The organism is Nitrosospira multiformis (genome assembly GCF_900103165.1).
Taxonomy (GTDB): Bacteria; Pseudomonadota; Gammaproteobacteria; order Burkholderiales; family Nitrosomonadaceae; genus Nitrosospira; species Nitrosospira multiformis_D.
Map to the genome: position 1 here is coordinate 894,387 of NZ_FNKY01000001.1, position 26,451 is coordinate 920,837.

The 26,451-nt window shown below is 52.6% G+C and carries 20 protein-coding genes; 5 read left to right on the top strand and 15 right to left on the bottom strand.

All coding sequences use genetic code 11. The annotated features are described in order from the left end of the window. Nucleotides 1–468: 468 nt before the first annotated feature. From BLR00_RS04070 to BLR00_RS04085, 4 genes are all read right to left on the bottom strand, one after another. Nucleotides 469–1,479, bottom strand: a complete 1,011-nt coding sequence (locus tag BLR00_RS04070) for an SGNH/GDSL hydrolase family protein (protein ID WP_074630943.1) — start codon at nucleotides 1,477–1,479, stop codon at nucleotides 469–471. 148 nt (nucleotides 1,480–1,627) lie between these two features. Further along, nucleotides 1,628–2,410 (bottom strand): N-acyl amino acid synthase FeeM domain-containing protein, encoded by a 783-nt coding sequence (locus BLR00_RS04075; RefSeq protein WP_218124307.1) that lies wholly within the window; start codon nucleotides 2,408–2,410, stop codon nucleotides 1,628–1,630. 545 nt (nucleotides 2,411–2,955) lie between these two features. After that, nucleotides 2,956–3,738 (bottom strand): inositol monophosphatase family protein, encoded by a 783-nt coding sequence (locus tag BLR00_RS04080; protein ID WP_074630944.1) that lies wholly within the window; start codon nucleotides 3,736–3,738, stop codon nucleotides 2,956–2,958. A 3-nt stretch (nucleotides 3,739–3,741) separates the two neighbouring features. Beyond that, nucleotides 3,742–4,299 (bottom strand): thioredoxin family protein, encoded by a 558-nt coding sequence (locus BLR00_RS04085; protein ID WP_074630945.1) that lies wholly within the window; start codon nucleotides 4,297–4,299, stop codon nucleotides 3,742–3,744. 223 nt (nucleotides 4,300–4,522) lie between these two features. On the opposite strand from BLR00_RS04085, the gene BLR00_RS04090 reads away from it, so the two are divergent. From BLR00_RS04090 to BLR00_RS04110, 5 genes are all read left to right on the top strand, one after another. Further along, nucleotides 4,523–5,293 (top strand): 16S rRNA (uracil(1498)-N(3))-methyltransferase, encoded by a 771-nt coding sequence (locus BLR00_RS04090; RefSeq protein ID WP_074630947.1) that lies wholly within the window; start codon nucleotides 4,523–4,525, stop codon nucleotides 5,291–5,293. Nucleotides 5,294–5,532: 239 nt separating this feature from the next. After that, complete coding sequence (gene argA, locus BLR00_RS04095) at nucleotides 5,533–6,873, top strand: amino-acid N-acetyltransferase (RefSeq protein WP_074630948.1); 1,341 nt, start codon at nucleotides 5,533–5,535, stop codon at nucleotides 6,871–6,873. 148 nt (nucleotides 6,874–7,021) lie between these two features. Continuing rightward, a complete protein-coding gene (locus BLR00_RS04100) occupies nucleotides 7,022–7,294 on the top strand; it encodes an oxidative damage protection protein (protein WP_074630950.1) in 273 nt (90 codons plus the stop codon). 101 nt (nucleotides 7,295–7,395) lie between these two features. Further along, entirely contained in the window at nucleotides 7,396–9,486 is a 2,091-nt protein-coding gene (ppk1, locus tag BLR00_RS04105) for a polyphosphate kinase 1 (RefSeq protein ID WP_074630951.1), read from the top strand. Between the two features lie 21 nt (nucleotides 9,487–9,507). After that, nucleotides 9,508–11,058 (top strand): CYTH and CHAD domain-containing protein, encoded by a 1,551-nt coding sequence (locus tag BLR00_RS04110; protein WP_074630953.1) that lies wholly within the window; start codon nucleotides 9,508–9,510, stop codon nucleotides 11,056–11,058. A 196-nt stretch (nucleotides 11,059–11,254) separates the two neighbouring features. On the opposite strand, the gene fba is transcribed toward BLR00_RS04110, so the two are convergent. The 11 genes from fba to def all read right to left on the bottom strand — a co-directional run bounded on the left by fba (nucleotide 11,255) and on the right by def (nucleotide 26,343). Next, on the bottom strand, nucleotides 11,255–12,319 hold the full coding sequence (gene fba, locus BLR00_RS04115) for a class II fructose-bisphosphate aldolase (RefSeq protein WP_074630955.1): 1,065 nt from the start codon (nucleotides 12,317–12,319) through the stop codon (nucleotides 11,255–11,257). Nucleotides 12,320–12,433: 114 nt separating this feature from the next. Beyond that, a complete protein-coding gene (gene pyk / locus BLR00_RS04120; RefSeq protein ID WP_074630957.1) occupies nucleotides 12,434–13,888 on the bottom strand; it encodes a pyruvate kinase in 1,455 nt (484 codons plus the stop codon). A gap of 172 nt (nucleotides 13,889–14,060) precedes the next feature. Then, nucleotides 14,061–15,239 (bottom strand): phosphoglycerate kinase, encoded by a 1,179-nt coding sequence (locus BLR00_RS04125; protein WP_074630959.1) that lies wholly within the window; start codon nucleotides 15,237–15,239, stop codon nucleotides 14,061–14,063. Between the two features lie 138 nt (nucleotides 15,240–15,377). Further along, nucleotides 15,378–16,382: a type I glyceraldehyde-3-phosphate dehydrogenase gene (gene gap / locus BLR00_RS04130; RefSeq protein ID WP_074630961.1), complete on the bottom strand. Its 1,005-nt coding sequence runs from the start codon at nucleotides 16,380–16,382 to the stop codon at nucleotides 15,378–15,380. A 75-nt stretch (nucleotides 16,383–16,457) separates the two neighbouring features. Further along, nucleotides 16,458–18,473: a transketolase gene (tkt, locus tag BLR00_RS04135; RefSeq protein WP_074630963.1), complete on the bottom strand. Its 2,016-nt coding sequence runs from the start codon at nucleotides 18,471–18,473 to the stop codon at nucleotides 16,458–16,460. 285 nt (nucleotides 18,474–18,758) lie between these two features. Further along, nucleotides 18,759–20,009 (bottom strand): sigma-54-dependent transcriptional regulator, encoded by a 1,251-nt coding sequence (locus BLR00_RS04140; protein ID WP_074630965.1) that lies wholly within the window; start codon nucleotides 20,007–20,009, stop codon nucleotides 18,759–18,761. A gap of 295 nt (nucleotides 20,010–20,304) precedes the next feature. Further along, the gene (locus BLR00_RS04145) at nucleotides 20,305–22,449 is read right to left on the bottom strand and encodes a sensor histidine kinase (RefSeq protein ID WP_074630967.1); all 2,145 of its coding nucleotides are present in this window, start codon (nucleotides 22,447–22,449) and stop codon (nucleotides 20,305–20,307) included. Further along, entirely contained in the window at nucleotides 22,446–23,063 is a 618-nt protein-coding gene (locus tag BLR00_RS04150; RefSeq protein WP_081346638.1) for a DUF4390 domain-containing protein, read from the bottom strand. The genes BLR00_RS04145 and BLR00_RS04150 overlap by 4 nt, the downstream gene beginning before the upstream one ends. Beyond that, nucleotides 23,041–24,318 (bottom strand): 16S rRNA (cytosine(967)-C(5))-methyltransferase RsmB, encoded by a 1,278-nt coding sequence (rsmB, locus tag BLR00_RS04155; RefSeq protein WP_074634122.1) that lies wholly within the window; start codon nucleotides 24,316–24,318, stop codon nucleotides 23,041–23,043. The genes BLR00_RS04150 and rsmB overlap by 23 nt, the downstream gene beginning before the upstream one ends. A gap of 110 nt (nucleotides 24,319–24,428) precedes the next feature. After that, on the bottom strand, nucleotides 24,429–25,370 hold the full coding sequence (fmt, locus tag BLR00_RS04160) for a methionyl-tRNA formyltransferase (RefSeq protein ID WP_074630973.1): 942 nt from the start codon (nucleotides 25,368–25,370) through the stop codon (nucleotides 24,429–24,431). A 469-nt stretch (nucleotides 25,371–25,839) separates the two neighbouring features. Further along, nucleotides 25,840–26,343, bottom strand: a complete 504-nt coding sequence (gene def / locus BLR00_RS04165; protein WP_074630975.1) for a peptide deformylase — start codon at nucleotides 26,341–26,343, stop codon at nucleotides 25,840–25,842. Nucleotides 26,344–26,451: the final 108 nt, after the last annotated feature.

Below are 26,451 nucleotides of genomic sequence, written 5' to 3' on the forward strand. Positions count from 1 at the left end.
ATGATTTATATATGAATAAAAAATTGCCATAAACAATCCTGGGGTGATTTTTTTATCGAAGTGTAAAAATACTCGACAAAATTCTGAACTTTTCGCAGTGGCTATCTTATAAGAATGCCTTATGTTAATAATGAAAGGATTTTATAAGTATATGATATTACAATGGTAACATTGATTTTTAAATGAAATACCCCGCAGATCTCTCATATCCTGGTGTAAAAATATGCGACAAGAAGAATCGGGAAGCCGCTGCAGCAGTATTCAGGGGTTTGTTAAGAATTTCAGCGAATGGGTAGCTTGATTTATCAAATTGCCCATTACGGGATTTCTTACATGAAGAGCGTTCCTAAAACAACGTTTTCCTGAAATCCCCGTTTTTCCAGTACCTTGATTTTCAATCATAATCCTGATCGACACATGAGGTCTGGTGAGAAGTAATCACTACATACTGCTATTGCTGTAAGCAGATTATGGTTTGGGTTGCAAACTTTTAAACATGGCTCGCCCATAGTGATTATGGATAAAAGTCGTGGGATGCATCAAATCCCAGAAAGCGAAAGGTTGTGCCAAGTCGGCAGTCACGTCAACATCCGGACAGGTTGCGGGGTTAATGAAAAAGCAACTGGCGGCACCGGTTCCGCCAGGAAGCGTTTCAACGGCGGGCGGAGTGGTGACGATGGGATTTTCGCTTTCATTCAGCAGGTCTTGTGATACCTGAAACAGGTCGACGAAGAAAATCTTGATGCCCGGTAGCCGGGGAGCAAGTCCATTTAGCGCTTGAACCAATAAGGCGTTATGGCTTTGGGTAAGCAGCAGGAATTCTGCTCCCAGCCCTTTTTCCTGCATAAAAGGAGTTAAGCCCAGATCAGGGAGGTTCGGTACGACGAAATGACGTGCACCAAGGGAATGGAGTGTTTTTATAGCCTGGGTGATATTTGCCACGACCTCTCCGGGCGGCGGCGGGCTCGCTCCCTCTTCCAGGAGCAGAAGATAGTCGTTCGCTCCCGTCCAAACCGTGTATAGCGCGGTGGCTTTGGCCCGCTTGCCTTTTAATGCTTTGCGAAATAATTCTATTTGACCGAGCGCTCCCGGCACATAAATCCCGCCGGGCATCTGGTTCAAATAGTCTGACTTTGATCCGCCAAATGCAAAGTTGATGCCTCCTTGTGCGGGAAGATTAATATTGGCAAGAAAAGGGTTAAGCGACACACTATTGTTACCCCGCAACAGGCGCCATAAGTACTCGACCGCAACCGGACCATTGGAGAAACGGCCATTATAGTAGGTTCGGTGAGGACTCTCCGAAGGGGGTATAGGGGGCTTAATTCTCTGAATTCTGGTGAGAATAAGGTCATTACCGGTGTCAGACAAGCTATCGCCAAACACGTAAAGCGAGTCGTATTTGGGTGGCTCAGCCGATGCGACAGGTAGAACGAATACGGTTATCAGCAGTAAACATACGCCGAGTATCTTTCTCATTCCACGCTCCAGTATGATTTTTCTGCTCTGGAGGGTTATTGTATAGACGTCGAATGAAGGCAGCAATCAAAACTATCTACCAGGTCACAATCGGGCGAATTTCGATTTCCGGTTATATTCTAGCTCTAAGACCCCGCACAGTAGCGGGTCAGTTATTATGCCACTGAAGCCTTCTGGCTAACCCTGCTTCCTCATGCCGGGAAAAGAAATAAGGATAGAGAGATCTTTCGCCGGATTTGTATGAGCCTGCCAGGGAAGCAATCTGGGTATCCACGTATCCCAGTTCCAAGTGCATGAGTACCGCTGGTGCCTGGACGCGCCGGCAGGTTCGTTCCTCTCCGATCTGGTGGAGTCCCAGCATGCGCTTGTAGAATCCGGCATGACGCGGATTAACCTCGATAAATAAATCCGTCGCTTTGTGGATATTGCGACCGAAGATATAAGCGAGGTGGAAAAGTGACGCCAGCATTTCTTTTGAACTGTACTCGGAATCTATAGCGAGCTTCGAGAGTTCGCAGACCTTTTTACCTTTCCCACGAAAACTATTGATTTCCCGTGCATAAAGTTCATCAGCGAGCAGACCCTCTTCGGAGTCCATGCCCAGTGTTAACGTCCCAAAGATCTGATGTTCGCTGGATGCCTCGAGCGTAAGTCGGTTGATATTACCCGGCATCGCCGCCGCAGCGGTGTCTGTGTGGTAACCTCGCCATGAGTACATGCGCTCAATGAGCATGCCGGCCCTGATGCGTTGTCTGGGCGTATCCACCAGACGAATATTGTAACCGCTGCGCTTCAGCACGAATTCTTCATCGGGGGTTTCATCAAGAAGCCAGTCAATCGACAAAGGGTGCGGCGCGGGATAGTTCTCGTTAACCCTCGCTGGGAAGTGTGAGCGGTTGGGGTAGGGATATTCCTTCGTATTTAATTGCATGGCAGAGAGTCCAGAGATTTAGTCGGAGTCATTCACATCCGGGATGCAATACCTCAGACGTATTAGATTAGGTATGCACACAAATTTCAGTATGGCCGCCATTTCCCTGATAAATAGATCGCACAAAAAATAACCAGGTTGTACTCATCATGGAAGGGGCGCTTGTTTGGGTACGCCACACAGCGTAGAAAATTCTTGTGTTGGGCTAACCGAATCAATTGCACTACAAATAAGCACAATCCATGCCATTAAATTTAGTGGTTAATAATCATCGAGTTATAGGTTATGCTATATGAATTTTGTCGCCATATCCTATAAACTCATTTATATTTTTTATTAACTTGCTGTTTATTAATATATTTTTTTGTCGTCGAAAGGAGACAGTTTTTATCCGGTTGCTTATAAAAAGCAGCTACTAATAGGGAACGAATGTTCAGGGAGGGGAAGCTGATTGAAATGCGGCAGAAAATAATCGACTTCTGCTTGATTTCATAGATGCCCGGTTGGGAAGGCCCTAGACTTGCGTTTGAAGAAAAGGAGTTGATTTACCGATGCGCTCGCACCCAATCTCGCCATTGTAGGAAAAGGCCTTGATCAAGTGCAGCGATGACCGGGCGTTGCCAGAGCGGTTCCGCCCAGAAATCATCTTGCTCGAAACCGCACATGTGTCCTCCCGCCTCTTCCAGGATAAGGCAACCGGCGGCGTAATCCCACAGTTTCTGTCCGCCGTGCAGGGAGAGATCAAATCGTCCGGCGGCGGTGTAACACCATTCCAGCGCGCACGACCCATAATTACGCTGAGAAGAGAAAGGCCGCTCAGTGCAGACTCCTGCCGCAAGTTTGGCGCTAAGCCGTTTTAAATCGACGTTCGCCATCGCACTTCTGAGTAGCGGGACATGTTCCTTGATGGGTAGTTTCTCGCCATTGAGATAGGCTCCGCTGCCTTGCTCCGCGTAGAACATTTCGTCCGCAACCGGGTTATAGACGACACCAAGAATGCTTCTTCCCTGCCGCATCAGTGCCACCGACACCGCAAAATAGGGCAGGCCATTGACGAAATTGGAGGTTCCATCTATCGGGTCCATGCACCACAGCCCCGCATCTCCAGCAAGCCATTGGTCAATCTGGTCCTGTTCCGTCATTTCTTCCCCCACCACGGCGCCAGGGCAAATTTTTCGCAACTCGCGCGACAGCGCTTCCTGCGTGGCAAGATCTGCTTCGGTAATCAGGCTGCCATCAGTCTTGCGCTGACGCGTAACTCTTAGATAGCGTGGTATGATCTCCTGTTGCGCAACCGCCCTGACTGCGGCAATGACTGCATCGAGCACCTGTTATTCCGTCCGCCATTTGATCGAACAGCCGATGCTGGGGATCTGCTCATCAGGCCCATGACCGGTTTCCGCAACCTGAAGCATACCCTCGAACAGGTCGCGGCGCGCGTCAGTGGGGGCGGCCTCTTTGCGCGAGGCATCCAACCGGCCGCGGTACTGCAATTCAAGCTTGTCGTTAAAACCAAAGAAATCTGGCGTACACACCGCACCATACGTCTTCGCGACCTGCTGGGTTTCGTCCCACACGTAGGGGAAAGGAAAATTGTATTCCCTTGCTACCTGTGCCATGTTATCGAATGAGTCCTCGGGATAATCCGCCGGATCGTTGGACATGATGGCGATGGCTCCTATACCGTATTTCCGTAATTCTTTCACGTCGCGGATAATGCGATCCCGTATCGCTTTTACATAAGGGCAGTGGTTGCAGATAAACATCACCAGCAACCCTTTTTCGCCTATTATGGATGTTAAGTTGTAGCGCTTTCCATCCACTCCCGGTAAATCAAAATCCACCGCCTTCCAGCCGAAATTACAAACAGGCGTTTCCAGACTGGCCATGTTTTCCCTCCTGAATAAATAACAAAATGCTTTTACACGTCCATCGCAAGCCAAAAATCCCAGGCAGGAATCAGCATGAATAATAAGCCCACCATATATAATCCTGAATCCGGCAGTCGACCGCTCAGTGCTTGAATGGCATCATTTGGACAAAATTCAGGCTTGCTAGGATACCGTTATATTATCATGAGAGACGATCATTAATTGCTGCGCCCCGGAAACGATGGCACTTCCCCGTTTTTACTGTCCTGAGCCAATGACTGCCGGCCAGATCATCGAGTTGCCTGCCAGCGTCGCGCACCATGCTTTACGCGTATTGAGACTGGAACAAGGCGACGAATTGATTTTATTCGATGGCAATACGGGCGAATTCCAGGCGACTATCGGGCGTATCGGAAAACATGGCGCGGCAGCGGTAATTGCAAAGTATCTGGATATTGAAAGAGAGTCGCCACTTGCCATCACACTCGCGCAGGCGGTATGCGCCAGCGAAAAAATGGACTGGATTTTACAAAAAGCGGTGGAACTGGGCGTTTCCCGCATTCAGCCCCTCATCGCAAAGTTGAGCACGGTGAAGCTCTCAGGCGAGCGAGTGGAACGACGTATGAAGCACTGGCAACAAGTTGTTATTTCCGCCTGCGAGCAGTGCGGCAGAAATCGCGTTCCCCAAGTGCTGCCGTTGATATCGCTGCCTCACTGGCTTGGCTCGCAGATCGATGAGTGGAAGAATTCAAGCGATGGAGGCGCCCCTCCCAATCCATGCTTTATGCTCTCACCCTCCGCACAGAAGGGATTGCATGATTTTCGCGAACCCTCCGCTACCGCTGCCATCACTCTATTGGTGGGGCCGGAAGGTGGTTTTGCGCCGGAGGAAGAGGCCGCCGCTCTGGTGGCTGGATTTATTCCGCTGCGTCTGGGGGGGCGCATACTCCGCACTGAGAGCGCCGCATTGGCGGCAATCGCGGCGATGCAAGCGCTATGGGGAGATTATTGACTCACCATGTCCGGGGCGGACATGACGTAAAGCCTCTGTATAGTCTCCCTAGCGGGGATTGGCAGCTATAAACTAGAATTGCATGGACATTCCATTCCATTTGCCATAATACTGGCATAAATCGACAAAATTTTTTCAACCCGGATAATCCACTAGGACGCAAGATGACCGTCAGCACTTGGGTAGGCTCGGAGAGCCGCCTAATAGATTATCCGGGCTCACTATATTAAAACGTAAGCATGAAGCCGCACACCGATTTTGTAACCTGGTTCCGTTCAGTGGCACCTTATATCAACGCGTTCCGTGGCAAGACGTTTGTCGTTGCTTTCGGCGGCGAAGTGGTGGCCGATGGAAAGTTTGTCGAGCTTGTCCATGATCTCAATTTGCTGGCGAGCCTCGGTGTGCGGCTGGTACTGGTGCATGGTGCACGCCCGCAGATCGAAGCGCGGTTGAACGAGCGCCGGTTGCAGACCATATATGTCAGGGGAATGCGCGTTACCGATGCCGCCACGTTGCAATGCGTGAAGGAATCCATAGGGCGGGTCCGCGTCGAAATCGAGGCCCTGCTGTCGATGGGATTGCCAAACTCGCCCATGGCCAACGCTGACATCCGCGTCGCCAGCGGAAACTTCGTCACCGCTCGTCCGGTGGGCGTGATAGAGGGTATTGATCTGATGCATACCGGCGAGGTGCGCAAGATGGATATCGCGGCAATCCGCTCCCGTCTGGAACAGGGTGAGGTTGCGCTGCTTTCGCCGCTGGGATACTCACCCACCGGCGAGATCTTTAATCTGACCCTTGAAAATGTTGCGGCTGAAGCGGCGATTGCGCTCAAAGCCGAGAAGCTTGTTTTTTTGATGGATACCGCGGGCATAGAAAAGGAATGCCCCGATAGCTCTGAGCCATCGCTGTTGCGCGAACTGACCGTGGCCGAGGGCAAGGCGCTGCTCGTGAAACTTGCAAACAAGACCACCAAACTTTCCGATGATGCCCAGTTGTATCTGCCCTTCGCCGTAAGGGCCTGTGAAGGTGGCGTATCGCGTGTTCATCTTATCAGCCGTCATGTGGATGGCGCGATGCTACAGGAATTGTTCACTCACAGCGGTATCGGAAGCATGATATCGGAGGGTCCGTTGCAAAACCTGCGGAAAGCGGGAATAGAGGACGTGGGCAGCATCCTGCAATTAATCGAGCCGCTTGAAATCGATGGAACACTGGTACGGCGGAACCGCGAATTGCTGGAAATGGAAATAGATCGCTTTGTCGTGGTCGAGCATGACGGCATGATAGTAGGGTGCGCGGCTCTTTACCCTTTTCCCGACGACAATGCGGGCGAGCTTGCCTGCCTCACCGTGCACTCCGATTATCGTAGCGCCGGATGTGGTGATGCGTTGCTCAGGAATATTGAGACCAAGGCCCGGTCTCAAGGCGGTAAAAAATTATTTGTCCTCACCACCCGGACTGCCCACTGGTTTGTCGAGCGAGGTTTTATCGAAACCGATGTAGATGAATTACCAAAAGCGAAGCAGGGACTCTACAATTATCAGCGCCGTTCCAAGGTATTTGTAAAGGAAATATAATCACACCGGTTGATTGGCTGCTCAGGGCAATTCTTCGTTTGGACGCACCCCGGCTTCGTTGATGGACGGCTGGCTATGCATGCTGTGGTTTACGTGACCGGACGAAATAGCCATAATGCATCCGCAATTTCTTTTTTGGAGGCAATCAATGGCAAGGCTTGTTAAATGCGTTAAACTCGGGCGGGAAGCGGAAGGGCTGGATTTCCAGCCTTATCCGGGCGAGCTGGGGAAGCGTATTGTCGATAATGTATCGAAAGAGGCATGGTCCGGGTGGATCAAACACCAGACCATGCTGGTCAATGAAAATCGCTTGAATCTCGCGGAGATCAAAGCCCGCAAATATCTGAGCGAACAGATGGAGGCATATTTTTTTGGAGCCGGGGCGGAACAGCCTGCAGGCTATGTGCCGCCCACGAAATGAAAAATGGCAGGGAGAATGGCCGCATCTTTCGCGCGTGAAGGCAGTATGCCTGCCATTACTGTCTATCCATAACTGAATTCGTTTAGAACGAACTCCTTTTCATGCCAAATTCCTCAATCGGCAGTCAATTTATCAATCGCGAACTCGGTCAGATCGAATTTAACCGGCGAGTCCTTGCGCAGGCCGACAATAAGAACAATCCTCTTCTGGAGCGGCTGAAATTTCTTTGCATCGTCAGCAGTAATCTCGATGAGTTTTTCGAGGTTCGCGTCGCCGGATTAAAGGAGCAGATCACTCTGGATACGCATGGTTTCGGACCAGACGGCATGTTGCCGCAGCAGGTATTCAAGCTGGTCGCTGAGCAAGCTCATTCGCTGGTGGCGCGTCAATACCGGTTGTTGAATCAAGATGTCTTGCCCGGACTTGCAAATGAGGGTATCCGCTTCCTGCGCCGCGCCGCCTGGAATGACGCTCAGCGCGAGTGGATTAAGGCTTTTTTCTTTCGTGAACTGATGCCGGTACTTACTCCCATCGGCCTTGATATCTCGCATCCTTTTCCGCGTGTACTCAACAAGAGTTTGAATTTTGCAATCGAACTGGAAGGAAAGGACGCTTTTGGGCGCAGTTCGGGAACGGCTATCGTGCAAGCGCCGCGGGTATTGCCGCGCGTAATTCTTCTGCCGGGTGAAATCAGTACCAGCGAATATAACTTCGTATTTCTATCATCGATTCTGCATGCCCACGTGGGTGAATTATTCTCCGGCATGAGTGTGCTGGGCTGCTACCAATTCCGCGCAACCCGGAATAGCGACTTGTTCGTGGACGAGGAGGAGGTTAAAAACCTGCGCGTCGCGCTGCAGGGAGAATTGCCTCAGCGCCATTTCGGCAACGCGGTACGGCTGGAAGTGGCGGACAATTGCCCGCAACACATGGCGGATTTCTTGCTGGAGCAACTGGGTCTCACCCGTGATGACTTCTATCAGGTGGAAGGACCGGTGAATCTTGTGCGGCTGATGCAGGTTCCTGATCGTATTGACCGTCCCGATCTGAAATATCCGCCATTCATTCCCGGTCTTCCGCTTACGTTGCAAAAGAAAAAGGCCGTCGACATTTTTCAGATAATTCGCAAGAATGATGTTCTCCTGCATCACCCTTATCAATCGTTCCAGCCAGTGATTCACTTCATTCAACAGGCGTCGACGGACCCCGACGTGGTGGCAATCAAGCAAACCGTATATCGTACGGGAACGGATTCGCTGGTAATGACCGCGCTCATAGCCGCGGCGAGCAGTGGTAAAGAAGTCACGGTAGTGGTGGAATTATTGGCACGTTTCGATGAGGAAGCCAACATAAACTGGGCCAGCCGTCTGGAGGAAGTCGGTGCGCACGTGGTATATGGCGTTGTGGGCCACAAGACTCACGCCAAGATGGCGATGGTGGTGCGGCGCGAAGAAGGCAAACTGCGGCGTTATGTGCATGTGGGTACCGGTAATTATCATCCCAGTACCGCCCGGTTCTATACCGATTTCGGGTTGTTTACCTGCAACGAGGAAGTTTGCGCCGACGTGAATGAAGTCTTCATGCAACTAACCGGCCTCGGCAAGGCGGGAAAATTAAAACATCTATGGCAATCTCCATTCAGCTTTCACAGTCAGACGCTGATCGCTATCGGTAACGAAGCGCAGAACGCCAAAGCGGGAAAACCGACGCGCATCATCGCCAAAATGAATGCATTACTTGAGCCGGAAGTTATTAAAGCGCTCTATGCTGCTTCAGGTGCCGGGGTGAAAATCGATCTCATCGTTCGCGGCGTGTGCGCCTTGCGCCCCGGCATTGCGGGGTTATCAGAAAATATCCGGGTACGTTCGATAATTGGCCGTTTCCTTGAACACACCCGGATTTTCTATTTCCGTAGTGGTGGCACCCACGCCATGTATCTCTCCAGCGCTGACTGGATGGATCGGAATTTCTTCCGCCGTATTGAAATATGTTTTCCTGTGCTGGACCCCAGATTGAAAAAACGTGTGCTCGTCGAAGGTTTGAATACTTACCTCAGGGACAATACACAGGCATGGGAAATGGATAGCAACGGTAATTATCGTCTCAGGTCTGCCCGTGCCAGCAAGAAACTCTGTGCTCAGGAGGCGCTGCTTGCGGAGCTCGCGGTAGCGAGGCAGCCTGAGGGACAGTAGCGGGTCCGCAGCCACGAAGCAATGCCTACCGAGATCGAACTCAAGTTGCGCTTGCCACCGGACGCTATCGCCCGATTGCAGCATAACTCATTGCTGAAATCGTTAAGTCTATCAAATTCCGTCACGCGAAAACTTTACAGCATTTACTATGACACGCCTGATTTTGATCTCAGGCGTAATGGTGTCGCATTCCGGTTGCGCCGTGAGGGTAAACGGTGGATGCAGTCCATCAAAGGTGGAGGTAGCGTCGCGACGGGACTGCATCAGCGTGACGAATGGGAAGCGCCGGTACTGAAAGCACAACCCGATTTTACCAAAATCTCCGATCCTTCGCTTGTTAGACTGTTTAGCACCGCCAGCCTGCGTGAGCAACTGCGACCATTGTTTACTACCGTATTCAACCGTAGCACGCGCACACTGCGCCTGCCCGGTGGCAGCGAAGCAGAATTTTGTCTTGATCGGGGAGAAATTATTGCCGGGGGTGCCAGTGTGCCCATTTGCGAAATTGAACTGGAATTGAAATCGGGCAGTCCGTTGCCATTATTTCAGTTTGCGCAGGATCTGCTGCACAATATTCCCGTCAGGCTGGAAAATGTGAGTAAGGCAGAGCGTGGTTATGCGCTTGCTTCCGGCTCCAGATCCCCGCCGCTCAAAGCCCGGCCGGTCCCGCTTGTGGCGGAAATGGGTGTCAGTGAAGCATTCAAGGCGATAACATGGAATTGCCTCGGTCATTTGCACAGCAACGAAGCCGGCATGCTGGAAGGATGCGACATTGAATATCTGCATCAAATGCGTGTTGCTTTGCGCAGGCAACGTTCGGCCTTGAGTATTTTTTCCAAGGCGTTTTCCAAGGCGGCGTTTACTCCGACAGCACAGGAATTGAAGTGGCTGGCCGGGCAATTTGGCCCGGCGCGGGATTGGGACGTATTCGTCACGGAAACATTGGCTACGGTTCACCTTGCCTTTCCCGATCATCAGGGGATGTCGGCGCTACGGGAAAAGTGTGAGCAGCTACGCCGCAATCACAATGAAGCAGCGCGCAACGCTGTGGAATCCGGGCACTATACGGAGTTGATGCTGAGGCTGGGCGCGTGGCTATGCGCAGAACCCTGGCTTGCCCAGCCAGATTTGCCAGTGTCGGACGATTCCCCCGGAGCCGGATCTGGCATGACAGTGAAAGAATTTGCCGGAACGCTGCTGGCGCGCCGCCATCGTCAACTCAAAAAATATGACGGAAAACTGGCGAATCTCAGCGTGCCGGAATTACACGCTCTGCGCATCGTCGCCAAGAAACAACGCTACGCCGTTGAGTTTTTTACCGGGTTTTATCCGCATAAGGCGACGAAACGTTACATTCAGTCTTTATCTACTCTTCAAGATATTCTGGGTACGATGAACGACACTGCCATTGCTGAACGTCTGCTGAGCGAAGTACCTATCGCTAAAGATGAAAGTGATCAGCATGAAGCCGCCGGTATCATCCGGGGTTGGGGTGTGAGCCTGGCACTGATCAAGAAGCTGGAACTGAATAATGCCTGGAGGCATTTCAATAGAAATGACCCATTCTGGTAAAAGTTTTACTTGATGGTCCTTTTGGGCTGCCCCGTGCAGCCCGCCAATAAAATGCACGCAGCTTGCCCACCGGCAGACTTGTATTGCCGGCAAACAAAAAGGCGATCAATGCTGAGCGCCTTTTTGTATATCCGGACCCCTGTCACCTTTCATGTCCCGAAGGAGAAGTGCGACTTGGGCCAGTCATTCACTTCATTTATTTGATAACGGCTTTCAATTCACCCTTGGCATATTTGTTTGCCATGTTGTCCAGCATGACGGGTTTGATCTTGCCAGCCTGACCGGCGCAGCCAAATGCCTCAAAGCGTGCCTTGCAAATATCCTTCGCGGCTGCAGTCGCATCCTTGAGAAATTTGCGCGGGTCGAATTCGCTCTTGTTTTTGGCAAGATGACGGCGGATTGCACCCGTCATGGCGAGGCGGATGTCGGTATCGATATTGATCTTGCGCACGCCATGCTTAATGCCTTCCTGGATTTCCTCCACCGGCACGCCATACGTTTCCTTCATTTCTCCACCATATTCGCGGATGATGTCAAGCCATTCCTGCGGCACGGAACTGGAGCCGTGCATCACCAGGTGCGTATTGGGAATACGCTGATGAATTTCCTTGACGCGCTCGATTGCGAGAATGTCGCCAGTTGGTTTACGCGTGAATTTGTACGCGCCATGGGAGGTTCCGATAGCGATAGCCAGCGCATCCACGCCTGTTTGTTTGACGAAGTCGGCGGCCTGCTCCGGATCGGTCAGCAGTTGATCATGAGATAGCTTTCCTTCGGCTCCGTGCCCGTCTTCCGCTTCACCCATGCCGGATTCGAGCGAACCCAGGCAGCCCAGCTCGCCTTCGACGGAAACGCCGACTGCATGCGCCATCTCCACCACCTTGGCAGTGACCTCGACGTTGTATTCATAGGATGATGGCGTCTTGGCGTCCGCCTCCAGCGAGCCATCCATCATCACACTGGAAAAACCGCTGCGGATGGCGTTAATACATACCGCCGGGGATGCACCGTGATCTTGATGCATGACGATGGGGATATGCGGATAAGACTCCACCGCCGCTGCAATCAGGTGGCGTAAAAAGGCTTCCCCCGCATATTTGCGCGCACCCGCAGAACCCTGCATGATGACCGGACTGTTGCATTCATCGGCCGCTTGCATGATGGCCTGAATCTGCTCCAGATTATTTACATTGAAAGCGGGCAGACCATAGCCATTTTCCGCCGCATGATCCAAAAGTTGACGCAATGATACGAGTGCCATTTGAGCCTCCTCCAAGTTAGAATCTGTGTAGAGTGAATCGTATAAGGTGAGCCGTTAGTGTAAGTCAGAAATAGCGCTGCCTTGAAATGACATGGCAAGCAGTGTTCCTGTTACTCAGATTTCAGGCTTCGCCGAAGCCTTTCTGTATTCTCCCACCTTGACAATTTTCATGGTATTGGTACCGCCCGCCTTGCCCACCGGTTCGCCGATAGTCATGATAATCAGATCGCCGTTGCGCACCACTCCTCGCTTGAGAAGCTCGTTTTCCGCATGATTCAGGATGATCTCGGGATCATTCGAGCCCCCACCGAATTTTATCGGGTAAACACCGCGAAACAAGGTCATTTTGCGGCGGGTATCCTCTTGCGGGCTTAAAGCAAATATGGGCACATTGGAGCTTCTGCGTGACATCAGCAATACCGTTCTGCCGCTTTGCGTAAGCGCGGCAATGGCACGGAGTTTCAGACCGCCGGCGGTAAACATGGTGGCGCGGGCGATCGCTTCCTCGATGGTGTCCGGAATGCCACCCTGAAGCCGACGGAGTTCGCTGCTCGCCAGATATTCCTTTTCCGCCTCGAGGCAAACCCTGGCCATGGCCGCAACGGCTTCGACAGGGTATTGGCCCGCGGCGGATTCCGCGGACAGCATGACCGCATCGGTGCCATCCAGCACCGCATTCGCGACATCGGATACTTCGGCACGGGTGGGCACCGGACTGGTGACCATTGACTCCATCATCTGCGTGGCGGTTACCACCAGTTTATTGTTGGCGCGCGCCGTGCGGATCATACGTTTCTGCAGCGCCGGCACTACCGCGTCGCCTACTTCTACCGCAAGATCACCGCGCGCCACCATAATGGCGTCGGATGCCTGCAGAATATCATCCAGCGCCAGAATTGCCTCGGATCGCTCAATTTTCGCCATCAACAAACTCTTGCCACCGGCTTCGTGCATCACTTCACGCGCCCAGCGCATATCGTCTCCGGAGCGCGGGAAGGATACTGCGAGGTAATCCGCCTTGAGCGCCGCGGCAGTCCTGATGTCTTCCACGTCCTTACTGGTCAATGCAGGAGCGCTGAGTCCGCCGCCTTTGCGGTTGATACCTTTGTTGTTGGATAGCACGCCGCCCTGTTCAACCACGCAATACACCCGGGACCCTTGGACATCGGAGACGCCGAGCACGATACGGCCATCATCCAGGATCAGTGTCGCACCCGTTTCGACATCATTGGGCAGCTCTTTATAATCCAGTCCTACTCGTTCCTGGTCGCCCAACGCACATTCGGCGTCGAGTATAAATTTGTCACCGGTCTTGAGTGCGATTTTTCCTTTTTCAAATTTGCCAATCCGGATCTTCGGGCCTTGTAAATCCGCCAGCACCCCCACGGCATGGCCTGCGGCACGTGCCAGCGAACGGGTCAGCTCGGCACACTCGATGTGCTCCTCCCGTGTGCCATGAGAAAAATTGATGCGTACCACGTCCACTCCGGCATTTATCATGCGCTCCAGAATTTTGGGATCCCTGGATGCGGGGCCGAGCGTAGCGACGATCTTCGTTCTTCGAATCATTCTAAATCCGGTAGTTGTAGCAAACCCACTAAAGAGGTAAGGGTCGCACGATGCGAAAATACTTTGTCAATCATAGTGCCGGACTTAAAAGATGAGCGAAAAATGAACCACTAATCGCTGGATTCAGGATCATTTCCAGGTAGATGGGCCGCATCGGTTAACCGTACAAAAATCAGCGTGCACGCTGCTCGAGTATATCCACGGCCGGCAGTTTCTTGCCTTCCAGAAACTCCAGGAAGGCACCGCCAGCGGTGGAAATGTACGATATCTTGTCATAAATACCATATTTCTGGATTGCGGCGATGGTGTCGCCACCACCAGCCAGGGTAAATGCTTTGGTATCGGCAATTGCCATGGCGATGGTTTTGGTTCCGGCGCCAAATTGATCGAACTCGAATACGCCAACGGGGCCATTCCATACCACCGTGCCGGCTTTCATGATGATATCCGCCAACTCTTGCGCGCTCTTCGGGCCAATATCAAAAATCATTTCGTCATCGGCCACCGAATCGGCGTCTTTCAATATCGCCGGTTCGCTTGCCTCGAATTTCTTTCCCACCACGACATCCACCGCGATAGGGATGGAAGCGTTGCGCCTCGCCATCTTATCCATCAGTGTCTTCGCGGTAGGAACCAGGTCATTTTCGCATAAAGACTTTCCGGTATTCTTGCCGGCAGCTTTGAGGAAGGTATTGGCGATACCGCCGCCAACCACCATCTGGTCCACTTTTTCGGAGAGGGACTCAAGCACGGTAAGCTTGGTCGACACCTTGGAACCGCCGACGATGGCGACCATGGGGCGCGCCGGATTCAGCAGGGCCTTGGTCAGCGCGTCCAGTTCCTCCGTCAGCAGAATACCGGCGCAAGCAATCGGCGCATACTTGGCAATACCATGGGTGGAGGCTTCGGCACGATGTGCGGTGCCGAAGGCGTCCATGACAAATACATCGCACAGCTTGGCATACTTCTGTGCAGTCTCATCAACATTCTTCTTTTCGCCTTTGTTGATACGGCAGTTTTCCAGAACGACCAATTCACCTTCCGCGACCTCGAATCCGTTTTCTACCCAATCTTTGATCAGGCGCACGGGCTTGCCCAGACGGGCAGCGATATTTTCGGCAACCGGCCTGAGTGAATTCTCCTCAGACCATACGCCTTCCTCGGGACGGCCCAGATGCGAAGTCACCATCACTTTAGCCCCCTGTTTCAGGCAGTGATTGATGGTAGCCATGGAAGCGGTAATACGCGCATCAGATGTAACCTTGCCATCTTTAACGGGTACATTCAAATCGGCACGAATGAATACACGCTTGCCTTTAAGATCGAGATCGATGAGTTTAATGACGGACACGGGAAGCTCCAGATTTATGCGGCATAAGGAACGGCTTGCGGCCTATTCCTTATGCCCGGTCGAAGTAGAAAATGAAGGTGAAAAGCGGATCAGACAGACTTCTTTATGTCCCGGCGATTCTCAACCCCTCACCGCCCATTACTTGGCGGCGGCAACGCGGACCATTTCCAGAATCTTGCTGGAATAACCCCATTCGTTGTCGTACCAGGAAACAACCTTTACGAAACTGCCATCCAAAGACATGCCAGCCTCCGCATCAAAGATGGAGGTGCAACTGTCCCCGCGAAAATCAGTGGAAACGACCTTTTCATCCGTATAGCCGAGCACCCCCTTCATCGATCCCTCCGATGCTTTCTTCATGGCGGCGCAGATTTCCTCGTAGGTGGCATCCTTATTCAACTCGACGGTGAGGTCGACCACCGATACGTCGGAAGTCGGCACGCGGAAGGCCATGCCGGTGAGTTTCTTGTTCAGTTCCGGAATAACCACGCCAACTGCTTTGGCGGCGCCGGTCGAGGATGGAATGATGTTTTCAAGAATACCGCGTCCTCCGCGCCAATCCTTGTTGGAAGGGCCATCGACCGTCTTCTGTGTGGCGGTGGCGGCATGTACGGTAGTCATCAAGCCGCGCTTGATACCGAAGGTGTCGTTCAATACCTTGGCGACAGGGGCAAGACAGTTGGTGGTACACGACGCATTGGAAATAATAGACTGTCCAGCATACGTTTTATCATTCACGCCATAAACAAACATGGGCGTGTCATCCTTGGAAGGTGCTGACATGATGACTTTTTTAGCACCGGCCGTAATGTGTTTCTGGCAGGTTTCCTTAGTCAGAAAAAGACCCGTAGACTCAACGACAACATCGGCACCTACCTCGTTCCACTTCAGTTCAGCCGGATCCTTGATGGCGGTCAGGCGGATCTTCTTGCCATTGACGACCAGGGTGTCGTCACCCTCGATAGAGACATCTCCCTTGAAGCGGCCATGCACGGAGTCGTGTTGCAGCATATAAGCCAGGTAGTCTGGTTCGAGCAGATCATTAATCGCGACGACTTCGATGTCTTCGAAATTTTGTATTGCCGCACGAAACACCATGCGTCCAATACGGCCAAACCCATTGATACCGACTTTGATTGTCATATTTTGAACTCCTTGGATAAAAAAATCGAACCGTAGCGCAAAGAAATCCCCATACCGCAAGTTCTCCCGAGGGAATTAAATAACGCTATTCACCGCTTTTATCACATTCTCGACGGTGAAGCCGAAATGCTTGAACAGATCGCTGGCAGGCGCTGATTCGCCAAATGTATCCATGCCGACCACCGCGCCTTCAAGTCCAACATATTTGCGCCAGTAATCGGTGACACCCGCCTCCACCGCTACGCGCCCAATACCTTTGGGTAATACGCTATCCCTATAAGCCGGGTCCTGGCGGTCAAACAGGTTTGTACAAGGCATTGAAACCACGCGCACGTGGACACCTGTTTCAGCAAGTGCCTTTTGTGCCATTATTGCCAGTCCCACTTCAGAACCGGTGGCGATAATGATGGCTTGTGGCTTGTCGTCCGCGGCCTCGGAGAGGATATAACCGCCCTTGTCGATCAGTTTGACAGTGGCGGCGTCGCGTTTCTGGAATGGCAGATTCTGGCGGCTGAAAATCAGTGTTGAAGGGCCGTCCTTGCGTTCAATTGCGCGTGCCCAGGCGACCGTGGATTCAACGGTATCACAGGGCCGCCATACATACATATTGGGAATGTAACGTAACGTCGCGGTCTGTTCCACCGCTTGATGTGTCGGACCATCTTCGCCCAAGCCGATCGAATCATGGGTAAACACGAATAAAGTGCGGATTTTCATCAGCGCGGCCATGCGCAAGGCATTGCGGGCATATTCCGAAAACATCAGAAAGGTCGCGCCGTACGGGATGATGCCACCATGCAGGGACAGCCCGTTCATCATTGCGCTCATGCCGAATTCACGCACGCCGTAATAAATATAGTTGCCTCCGTTCTCCCGGTTGTAGCCTTTTGACCCAGACCAGAGGGTAAGATTGGACCCCGCCAGATCCGCGGAACCGCCGACCAGCTCCGGCAATGCTGATGCCAGGCCTTCAATGGCGTTTTGTGAAGCTTTGCGGGTGGCAATCGTTTCCTGCTTGGCATCGACGCGGCCGATCAAGCCATCCACGTGCTCGCGCCAGCCGTCCGGCAATTCTCCCGACATACGCCGCGTGAACTCGGCGGCCTCGGCGGGATACTTCTCGCTATACTCGGCGAACTTGCGGTTCCACTCGCTCTCCAGTTTTTCGCCTTTTGCGCGGCCATCCCACATTGCATAGACATCGTTGGGGATTTCGAATGGCAAATGATGCCAGCCGATATGTGGCCGGGTAGCGGCTATCTCCGCGTCACCCAGCGCGGCACCATGGACTTCATGAGTATCGGCCTTGTTGGGAGAGCCCATGCCGATGACGGTTTTGCAGCAGATCATCGAAGGTTTTCCGCCAGCTTGCTTGGCCGCCTCGATCGCCGCCTCGATTGCTACCGGGTCATGCCCGTTGACATTGGGAACGACATGCCAGCCATAAGCCTCGAAACGCTTGGGTGTGTCGTCTGTGAACCAGCCTTCCACATGACCGTCGATGGAAATGCCGTTGTCGTCGTAAAAACAGATCAGCTTACCGAGCCCCAGCGTACCCGCCAGCGAACAGGCCTCATGAGAAATTCCTTCCATAAGACAGCCATCGCCAAGAAATACGTAGGTGTAATGATTGACAATATCAAAGCCGGGCCGGTTAAAATCCGCGGCGAGTATTTTTTCGGCCAGCGCCATGCCTACCGCGTTGGCGAGTCCCTGTCCCAAGGGGCCGGTGGTGGTTTCCACGCCTGGCGTGTAACCATATTCAGGATGGCCAGGCGTCTTGGAATGAAGCTGACGGAAGCGTTTGATTTCCTCCATCGGCAAATCGTAGCCGGTAAGATGCAACAAGGCATAAATCAACATCGAGCCATGTCCGTTGGACAATACGAACCGGTCGCGGTCCATCCATTTGGGGTTGGCAGGGTTGTGGCGTAAATGATGAATCCATAATACTTCGGCTATCTCCGCCATACCCATCGGCATACCGGGGTGACCCGAATTGGCTTTTTGCACAGCGTCCATAGCCAGCGCGCGGATAGCGCTGGTAAGATTCTTGAACACCGGCGCATCAAAATCTCTAAATGTTCCCATGGACACAAACTCCCTCGTTCAATGGATATTATTGCAATAAAAATACCACCCCCTAACCTGAGTAAGGGTGCGGGTCGGCAAAAACCATTATTATCGCTTAAGATACGATGTCAGACAACTTTGCGTTGATACTAATGCAAGATTTCAAATGTGGCGAATTGCAGTTAACGCTAAAAGCGCTATGGGAGCCACCGACGCGAATGGTCGTGAACTCATATCTATTAACAGGCCCTAGATGGTCCCGATAACTTCTGGGCGTGATATAAACGGAAAATTTCTTCCCGTTTAGTGATTGCGCAGCTTGATTCCCAGCAGTTTAAGCTTGCGGTAAAGATGAGTGCGCTCTAACCCGGCCCGCTCCGCCACACGAGTCATGTTGCTGTTTTCCTGATCAATGAGCTGTTCAAAATAAATTTTCTCAAACATGTCGCGTGCCTCGCGTAGTGGAATATTAAGCGGAACACCTGCCACCGCTTGGGTCGGAGATGAGGAGACCAGTATCTGCTTTACATCATCCGCCGATATCTCATCGCCAGCGCAGGTAAGCGCCAGAGAGTGAACCGCGCCGGTAAGTTGCGCAAGGTTGCCGGGCCAGTCATGATTCCGCAAGCCGTTAAGCGCGGCGGTACTGAATTGTCGCAGGGGTACTTCGCCTGACTCAATGCAGCGCGACAGAATCTGGCTGGCCAGTTCGGGAATATCTTCCCGATGCTCCCTCAGCGCGGGAACATTGATGCAAAGACCACTCAAAATTTCATATAACCTCTGATCATAGGCGCCTTGAGCAGTCAGTCCTGCTAACGGCATGGAGGTGGCGCATACCAGCCGTACACTGTATTTTTCCAGTTTGCCCAACAGCAACAGCAGGCCTTTTTGTGCCAATCTGTTGAGATCCCCGATCTCCTTGAGAAACAGCAAGCCACCTTTTGCACGTTCAAGTAGATCAAACGGGGCATTCGTAAGGGCAGCAAGGGTGTCCGGCTCCACCCAGGGAGTGTTTGGGCGGTGTAGAAAGCGTGCACACAAATCCGCCCCGGTTCCTGGTTCGCCGGTGAGCAATAACGGCGTTCTAAGATTGGCTACCTGTTCCAGCCGTTTCTTCAGGTCGGCGATCAATGGGCCTCTGCCCAGGCTGGCGAGCGGAAGTATCGTGAGTGGTTTGCCTTGCCCCCCACGTAGTGCGCGCCCTACCGTATTCAATAATTTTTGCAGCGGAACCGGTTTTTCCAGATAGCCGGATGCGCCCATCCGTGTTGCCTCTACTGCGGTGTCTATGGTCCCATGTCCCGACATCATCACCACCGGCATGGTGAGCAGTCCGCCACTTGCCCATTCTTTCAGAAGCGTGATACCGTCAGTATCCGGCATCCAGATGTCGAGTAATACCAGGTCGGGTCGCGCTTGCTTACGCCAGTTGCGTGCCTGCCCGGCATTTTCCGCAAGGGCCACTTGATAACCTTCATCACGCAAGATCTCGGACAATAGCTCACGTATGCCGACTTCGTCATCAACGACAAGTATCGTATTGTTGCTCATAATTTAGCTGAATTCGTGAGTTGGACAGAGTACGATCCGTCCTGTAGCGAATTCACCAGAAAGATGGAGATCAAGTTGGGTGGAAAGTCATTACAGATCATAGTGCTTAGCTAAGAAGTCCTAAAAAATGAATAGTCAATTGCCGGGTTCAGGTGCCAGAGCCGGATCTCTTTTGCAAACACAGGGGAATCCACCCTGCTAGTGGGGACTGAGTGCGAATTATCAAAGCGGGTGCTTCCCAAGATGGAAGATACATTCATAGTGGATAGTGGTTATGTATTTTTATGATAAACCGTCAAATTGCTTGCCTGGCCGGAAAGGTAATTGAAACTCGCGCGCCGCGAGGCTGGATATTCTCTATTTCAATCACACCGCTGTGTTCCTCAACGATTTTTTTAACAATGGGTAGTCCGAGTCCCGTACCTCTGGACTTGGTGGTAACGTAGGGTTCGAACACCCGGGCTCGGACTTGTTCGGGGAATCCCGCACCGTTATCACTCACGCTAAATCGCATTCCATTTGACACAATTTCGGTTCGAACCATGATAGCGGGTTCCGGGACGCCCATCAGTGTATCCTGAGCATTCTGCAAGAGATTGTGAATAACCTGTCGTAACCGCGCGGAGTCACCCCTCACCGCCGGCAGATCTGAAGCCAGGGCCAAATCGATGTGAGGCTGCCGATCTCCAGGCACCCCTGTGCTCGCAGCCTCATATAATGCAAGCACTTCCCGCACCAGGCCGTTGAAATCCAGCATATGAAATTCCAGTTCGGGTGCCCGCGCATATTCACTGAATTCATTGACCATTTTTTTAAGTGCTTCGACCTGATTGACGATCGTTTCGGTGGACCGCCGCAAGATATGGGCATCCTGCGTACTTAATTTCTCCGCGAGCTTGTGCTGCATACGCTCGGCCGAAAGCTGTATCGGTGTGAGCGGATTTTTGATTTCGTGGGCCAGGCGCCGTGCCACCTCGCCCCAGGCGGCGGTACGCTGAGCCTGCAATAAACTGGTAATATCATCAAACACCACGACACCGCCGCTGCCCGATACGTGCGGCAGACGTGTCCCGCGAAGCAGCAATACCTGATTGGTGCCATCCCTCGTGCGTTCCACCTGACACTGCCATTCGCCCCTTTTACCAGAATGAAATCCTTCAAGAATTTCCGCCTTGAAAGAATTCAGTTGAGGTTCGCGCACTGCGCATTCTTCAATGGTTAATCCCTGGAGACCCATCAGTGGAACCTTCAGGATTTGCTCGGCGCTAAGATTAGCGGTGCGCATACGCAGGTTTTCGTCAAATACCAGAACGCCGGATGAGAGGTTGGCCAGTATGTTTTCCAGATAAGCCCGGGCGCTTTCCACCTCTTGCTGATTGCGCTCGGCTGTAACGCGAGCTTCCTCCAACTGCTGAGTCATGAGATTAAATGATTCGGTCAGCACGCCCAGCTCATCGCGGCTCTGGACGGGATGGCGCCTGCTGAAGTCGCCTTGTGCTACGGCTCGGGTACCTTCGGCCAGCATGCCCAATGGTGCGCTCAGCCGCTCACTGATAAGGAACGCCGCCGCCAGCGCGGAAAAAAGCGAAAGCAACAACGCGAGTGTGAGCGTCACGCCATACAATCCCTTCAGTCCTTCGCGCGAGAGCAGCAATTCCTGATAGTCGCGATACGCCGCCTGCACTATTTCCGCATCTTCGGTTAGCTGCTTCGGTACCGGTTGCAATAATTGCAACATCCACCCATCACCTTTCATGCCTGTTGCATCGATAGGCGCCACCACCCTTAAATACAAACCTTTGTCGGGAATGGATTCAACCGTACTGTAGATATTCTCTGTTCTCACCTGTCGCATTACCGCAGCACTGAGCGTGTCCGGGAATAATCTCGTGTCATGTAAGCCAGCAAATACCATTTGCTTTCCATTCTGATCAAACAACGTGGCTTCCTGGATTTGGGATTGATTCAGCAACTGCTCCAGCATCGGTAGCGGCGAGGCGGACTCTTCAGCCAGGGTAAGGGTGACAGACTGAGCTTTGTTGCGCAGTTCCACCAGGAGATTGTCGAGAATGGTACGTCCGAGGTTCAATCCTCCCTCGAGCGCACGATCCACTTTGACATCAAACCAGGATTCGATACTTTTCCCGAGGAACTGCACAGAGACGCCATACACCAGCGCACCCGGGAGAATCGCCATCAGGGAGAAGATCAGCAACAGGCGTAGCGCCAGCCTGGAACCGAATACGCCGGCCTTGAGCCTGCGTTTGAGTCTCCACAGCAAATATCCCACCACCGCCATGAGAAACAACACGAAGCCGACATTGACCCGGATCAGAAGTCTATATTTTCGTTCAAAGAGCCCTGTGTCGGCACCCGCGGTGGCGAGCAGAAACAGCATGACCGCACCCAGTCCCGCACCGATGATGATGACGTATTTCACGGCCGGGTATTATCTTGAAGCTTTGGCAACGGCAACCTTGTGCTCCACTGGAGTGTGCCAGTGCTGAGATCCCATTCCCTGGAGCCAAGCGTTTCCACCTGAAAAGGTTTAGGCAATGCCGAGATATCAAGTCGCATCCGCAATTCCACCGTGTATTCCATATCCGGTTTTAGCTCGGAACTTGCGATAAGAGGACGGTCGCGCACCCGGCTAAGCGCCTGTAGCGCTTCCTTAAGTGTGTTGAAGTTCTGCGACAGCGTTCCGCGACTCAAACGGTACTGACGAGTCAGCGCGTAATAGCTCAATCCTTCACGTACTCTGCTTTGTGCAACTCTTTCACCCAGCCAGTACCAACGGAATTTCATCAGATTGAGTTCAGTAACGAAATAAAGCACGATACCTTTCTCAAGTGCGCGTTCCAGCTTGGGGTTAAGCGCGATCTCGAAATCAGCGTCAAACTGATAACCTTCGTCCGTCGCATCGATCACGATGGATTTTATCTGTATGCTTTCCGCATGCACGGTAGTGCTCAGCGGCAGTGCCATACTCAGCAGTATTACTGCCGCCGCCTGCAGCACGCGCGCAAAGGAATCAGGCCTTGTGCAGCAGAGCATAAAAGAAACCGTCATGATGAGAGTTCGGCAATAGTTGCCCATCGATTGTTTCAACCTGGGACAGAGGCAACAGACGGGCGTCTGAATGATGGCGCAGAAACTTCTCCACTTGCAGCTTGTTTTCCTCGGCGAATACCGAACAGGTGGCATAGAGCAATTTACCATCTCTGGTCAGGATCTGCCACAAGGCATCCAGGATTTTGCGCTGCTTTTCACCAAACCGGGAGAGGTCACTTTCACGTCTCAGCCATTTGATGTCGGGGTGGCGGCACACCACGCCCGAGGCGGAGCAGGGCACATCGGCTAAAATACGATCGAATTTCCTGCCATCCCACCATTCCGCCGGGTGCGCGGCATCTCCGCAAATGATGCGGTGGATATCGAGTTCCAGACGAGAGAGATTTTCTGTTATGCGGGCGACCCGTACGCTGTCATTATCCAACGCGGTTAATTCCACTTTCGCTAATTCCAGCAAATGCGCGCTTTTGCCTCCGGGCGCGGCGCAAGCATCCAGGACACGCATGCCGTCGTGCGCGTCCAGCAATGGTGCGGCAAGTTGGGCGCCCGCATCCTGTACCGACACCAGCCCTTGTGTGAATCCCAGGAGCCTGTCAATTGCGACCGGTTGTGCCAGCTCGAGCGCGTCATTCCACAATCGCTGCGTATCCATGCCGTTTTGGTTGAGACGTTTCTCGTATTCCGCCACGCTGATTTTGCGCCGGTTGACCCTCAACGTCATGGGTGGATGCTGATTGCCGGCCTCCAATATTGCCTGATAGCTTTGCGGGTAGTGTACGTGAAGTTTGTCTATCCACCACTGTGGATGAGAATACCGTCCCACCTCGTTTTCAGCCGCCCGTTCCAGAAGATATGCGCGCTGTCGCACAAAGTTGCGCAATACCGCGTTGACCAGTCCTTGGGCACCTTTGTTACCATTCATCACTTGAGTAGCGGATACGGCATGATCCACAATTGCATGCACGGAAGCTTTGCTGTATCCCAGTTGATACAGGCCCACCAATAATAAATAACGTATATTCCGGTCCCGCAATGGCTTGTTCAGTAATAAGCCAAGCAACCTGTCGAGTTGACCATAAAAACGTAGTACACCGTAGCTTAAATCCTGAATGGCTCCGCGTTGCTGGCCAGAAAGGTCAACGTGGGTACGCCAGACCTCCTGCAATACCTCGGTCAGGCTCGCGCCAGCCAGTACTTTACCCACCGTTGCGGCGGCCAAACACTGAGTTTTAATCATTCCGGCATTCAACCTAAATCCGGCAGTTGTAGCGGGTTTATCAAGAAGCTGAAATTCGAGTGTGACAAAAAATCATTATGGATCATGGCATTGAGCAGTAAAATAAAAGATCAACCGCTAAGTTTGGGTTCAAACCGGTCGCCCGGCCGCAATGGATGCCCCGAGAGAAATTCTGCCGCACTCATCTTTTTTCCATCAGATCTCTGCAAGACTTCCAGTATGAGCGCCCCTTCGCCACAGACCACCACGATTCCGTCGCGTCCTGTTGCCACAATTTCTCCCGGTTGGCCAGCGGCATCCGCAGTGACCCTTGTCTGCCATATTTTCATAGCGATTCCACGTACCCGCGAATAAGCGCCGGGGCGAGGATTGAACGCCCGTACTACACGGTTGATGTTCTCCGCGCTTAGTTGCCAGTCAATTTCCGCTTCATTTTTTTCCAGTTTCGGTGCGTAAGTCGCGGCAATTTCATTCTGAGGAACTCCGGAAAGCATATCTTCACGCAAATGCGCCAATGCTTCCACGATGCAAACTGCTCCCAATAAGGCAAGCCTATCATGCAGAGTTTGCGCGGTGTCATCCTCTGCAATTGCGTCGCTTCGCTGCAACAGCATTGCGCCCGTATCCAGGCCGCGATCCATTTGTATGATGGTGATCCCGGTCTCCCGGTCTCCCGCTAATATTGCCCGCTGGATTGGGGCGGCTCCCCGCCAGCGGGGCAGCAAGGAAGCATGGATGTTAAGACAACCCAGGCGGGGGATGCTCAAAACAGCTGAAGGCAGAATCAGTCCATAGGCGACAACCACCATGACATCCGCACCGATGGCAGCGAGTTGCGCGTGCAACTCCGGTTGTTTAAGCGAATAGGGCTGCAGCAAGGTAAATGTGCGTTGTTGTGCCAGCAATTTGATCGCGCTTGCGGTGGGCTTCATGCCCCGTCCGGAAGGGCGGTCTGGCTGGGTCAGCACCAATGCAATCTCATGCCCGGCATTTGCCAAGGCTTCAAGCGCGGGAACGGAGAATGGCGGGGTGCCCGCAAAAATAATTTTCAACCTAAATCCGGCAGTTGGGTGAAGTGGAATAGGTACAGGGCAAGGCGTTGCAGCGCGGCCGTGTGCCGCAAGAACCGTGTAACCCATCCTTTAGCGAACTCGCCCGGAAGGTGAAGGTCAAGGGAGGCAAAAAGTTATTACGGGTCATGGTGCCTAGTTGGCAAAGGAGCTAAAGAATGAGCGGTCAACTGCCGGATTCAGGTTCATATAGAACGCGGTTTAGCCAGGAGCGTACACGAAGAAGACCCGCCGAAGAGGCGTGGCCGCCTCCCATCAGGACCGCTGGGCAAATACCTTGCAGGTGCACCTCGCGCGATGCGTCTTGGCGTCGTAGATCAAGCCCGCGTCGTACGTCCTGTGATTTCCGTTTTTGCCAGCAACGCACTTGACAACCCGCCGGATCTATTCAGATGCCTCTCAAATTCAGCGGTCAATGATTCACACTTGCCGGTGGCCGGGAAACCGGCCCTCACATTACTTTGCGCTGCTGCTTTTTAAACTTGGTTTGAATGCGCGATTGTTTCATCCGCGACCAGTATTCAACAAACACTTTGCCTACCAAATGATCCATCTCGTGTTGAATGCATACTGCCAGCAAGCCATCGGCATCGAGCACGAACGGATTGCCATCGCGATCCCATGCCTCGACCGTGACCCGCTCCGCGCGTTCCACCTTTCCGAATATTCCCGGTACGGACAGACAGCCTTCTTCATAGTCAGATTCACCGCTGCGGGCGGTGATTTCAGGGTTGATCAACACATGCAGCTGGTTACGGGTATCGGAGATGTCGATTACGATGACACGCTGATGCACGTCAACCTGGGTTGCCGCCAGTCCAATTCCAGGAGCGGAATACATGGTTTCCGCCATATCGTCCACCAAAGCACGAGTCTCGTCAGTAACCTTCGGTACTCGGTCTGCCACGGTGTGCAGCCGTTCATCCGGGTATTGTAGTATCTTCAGGAGTGCCATAAAAAGACTTGCGCATTTAATAATCTAAATGCAAAATTTAAACCGTATCATTATGATATTCCGTTTGATCCCTATCTTGGGTCTATGTCTGGGGTCTCTTGCCGGTAA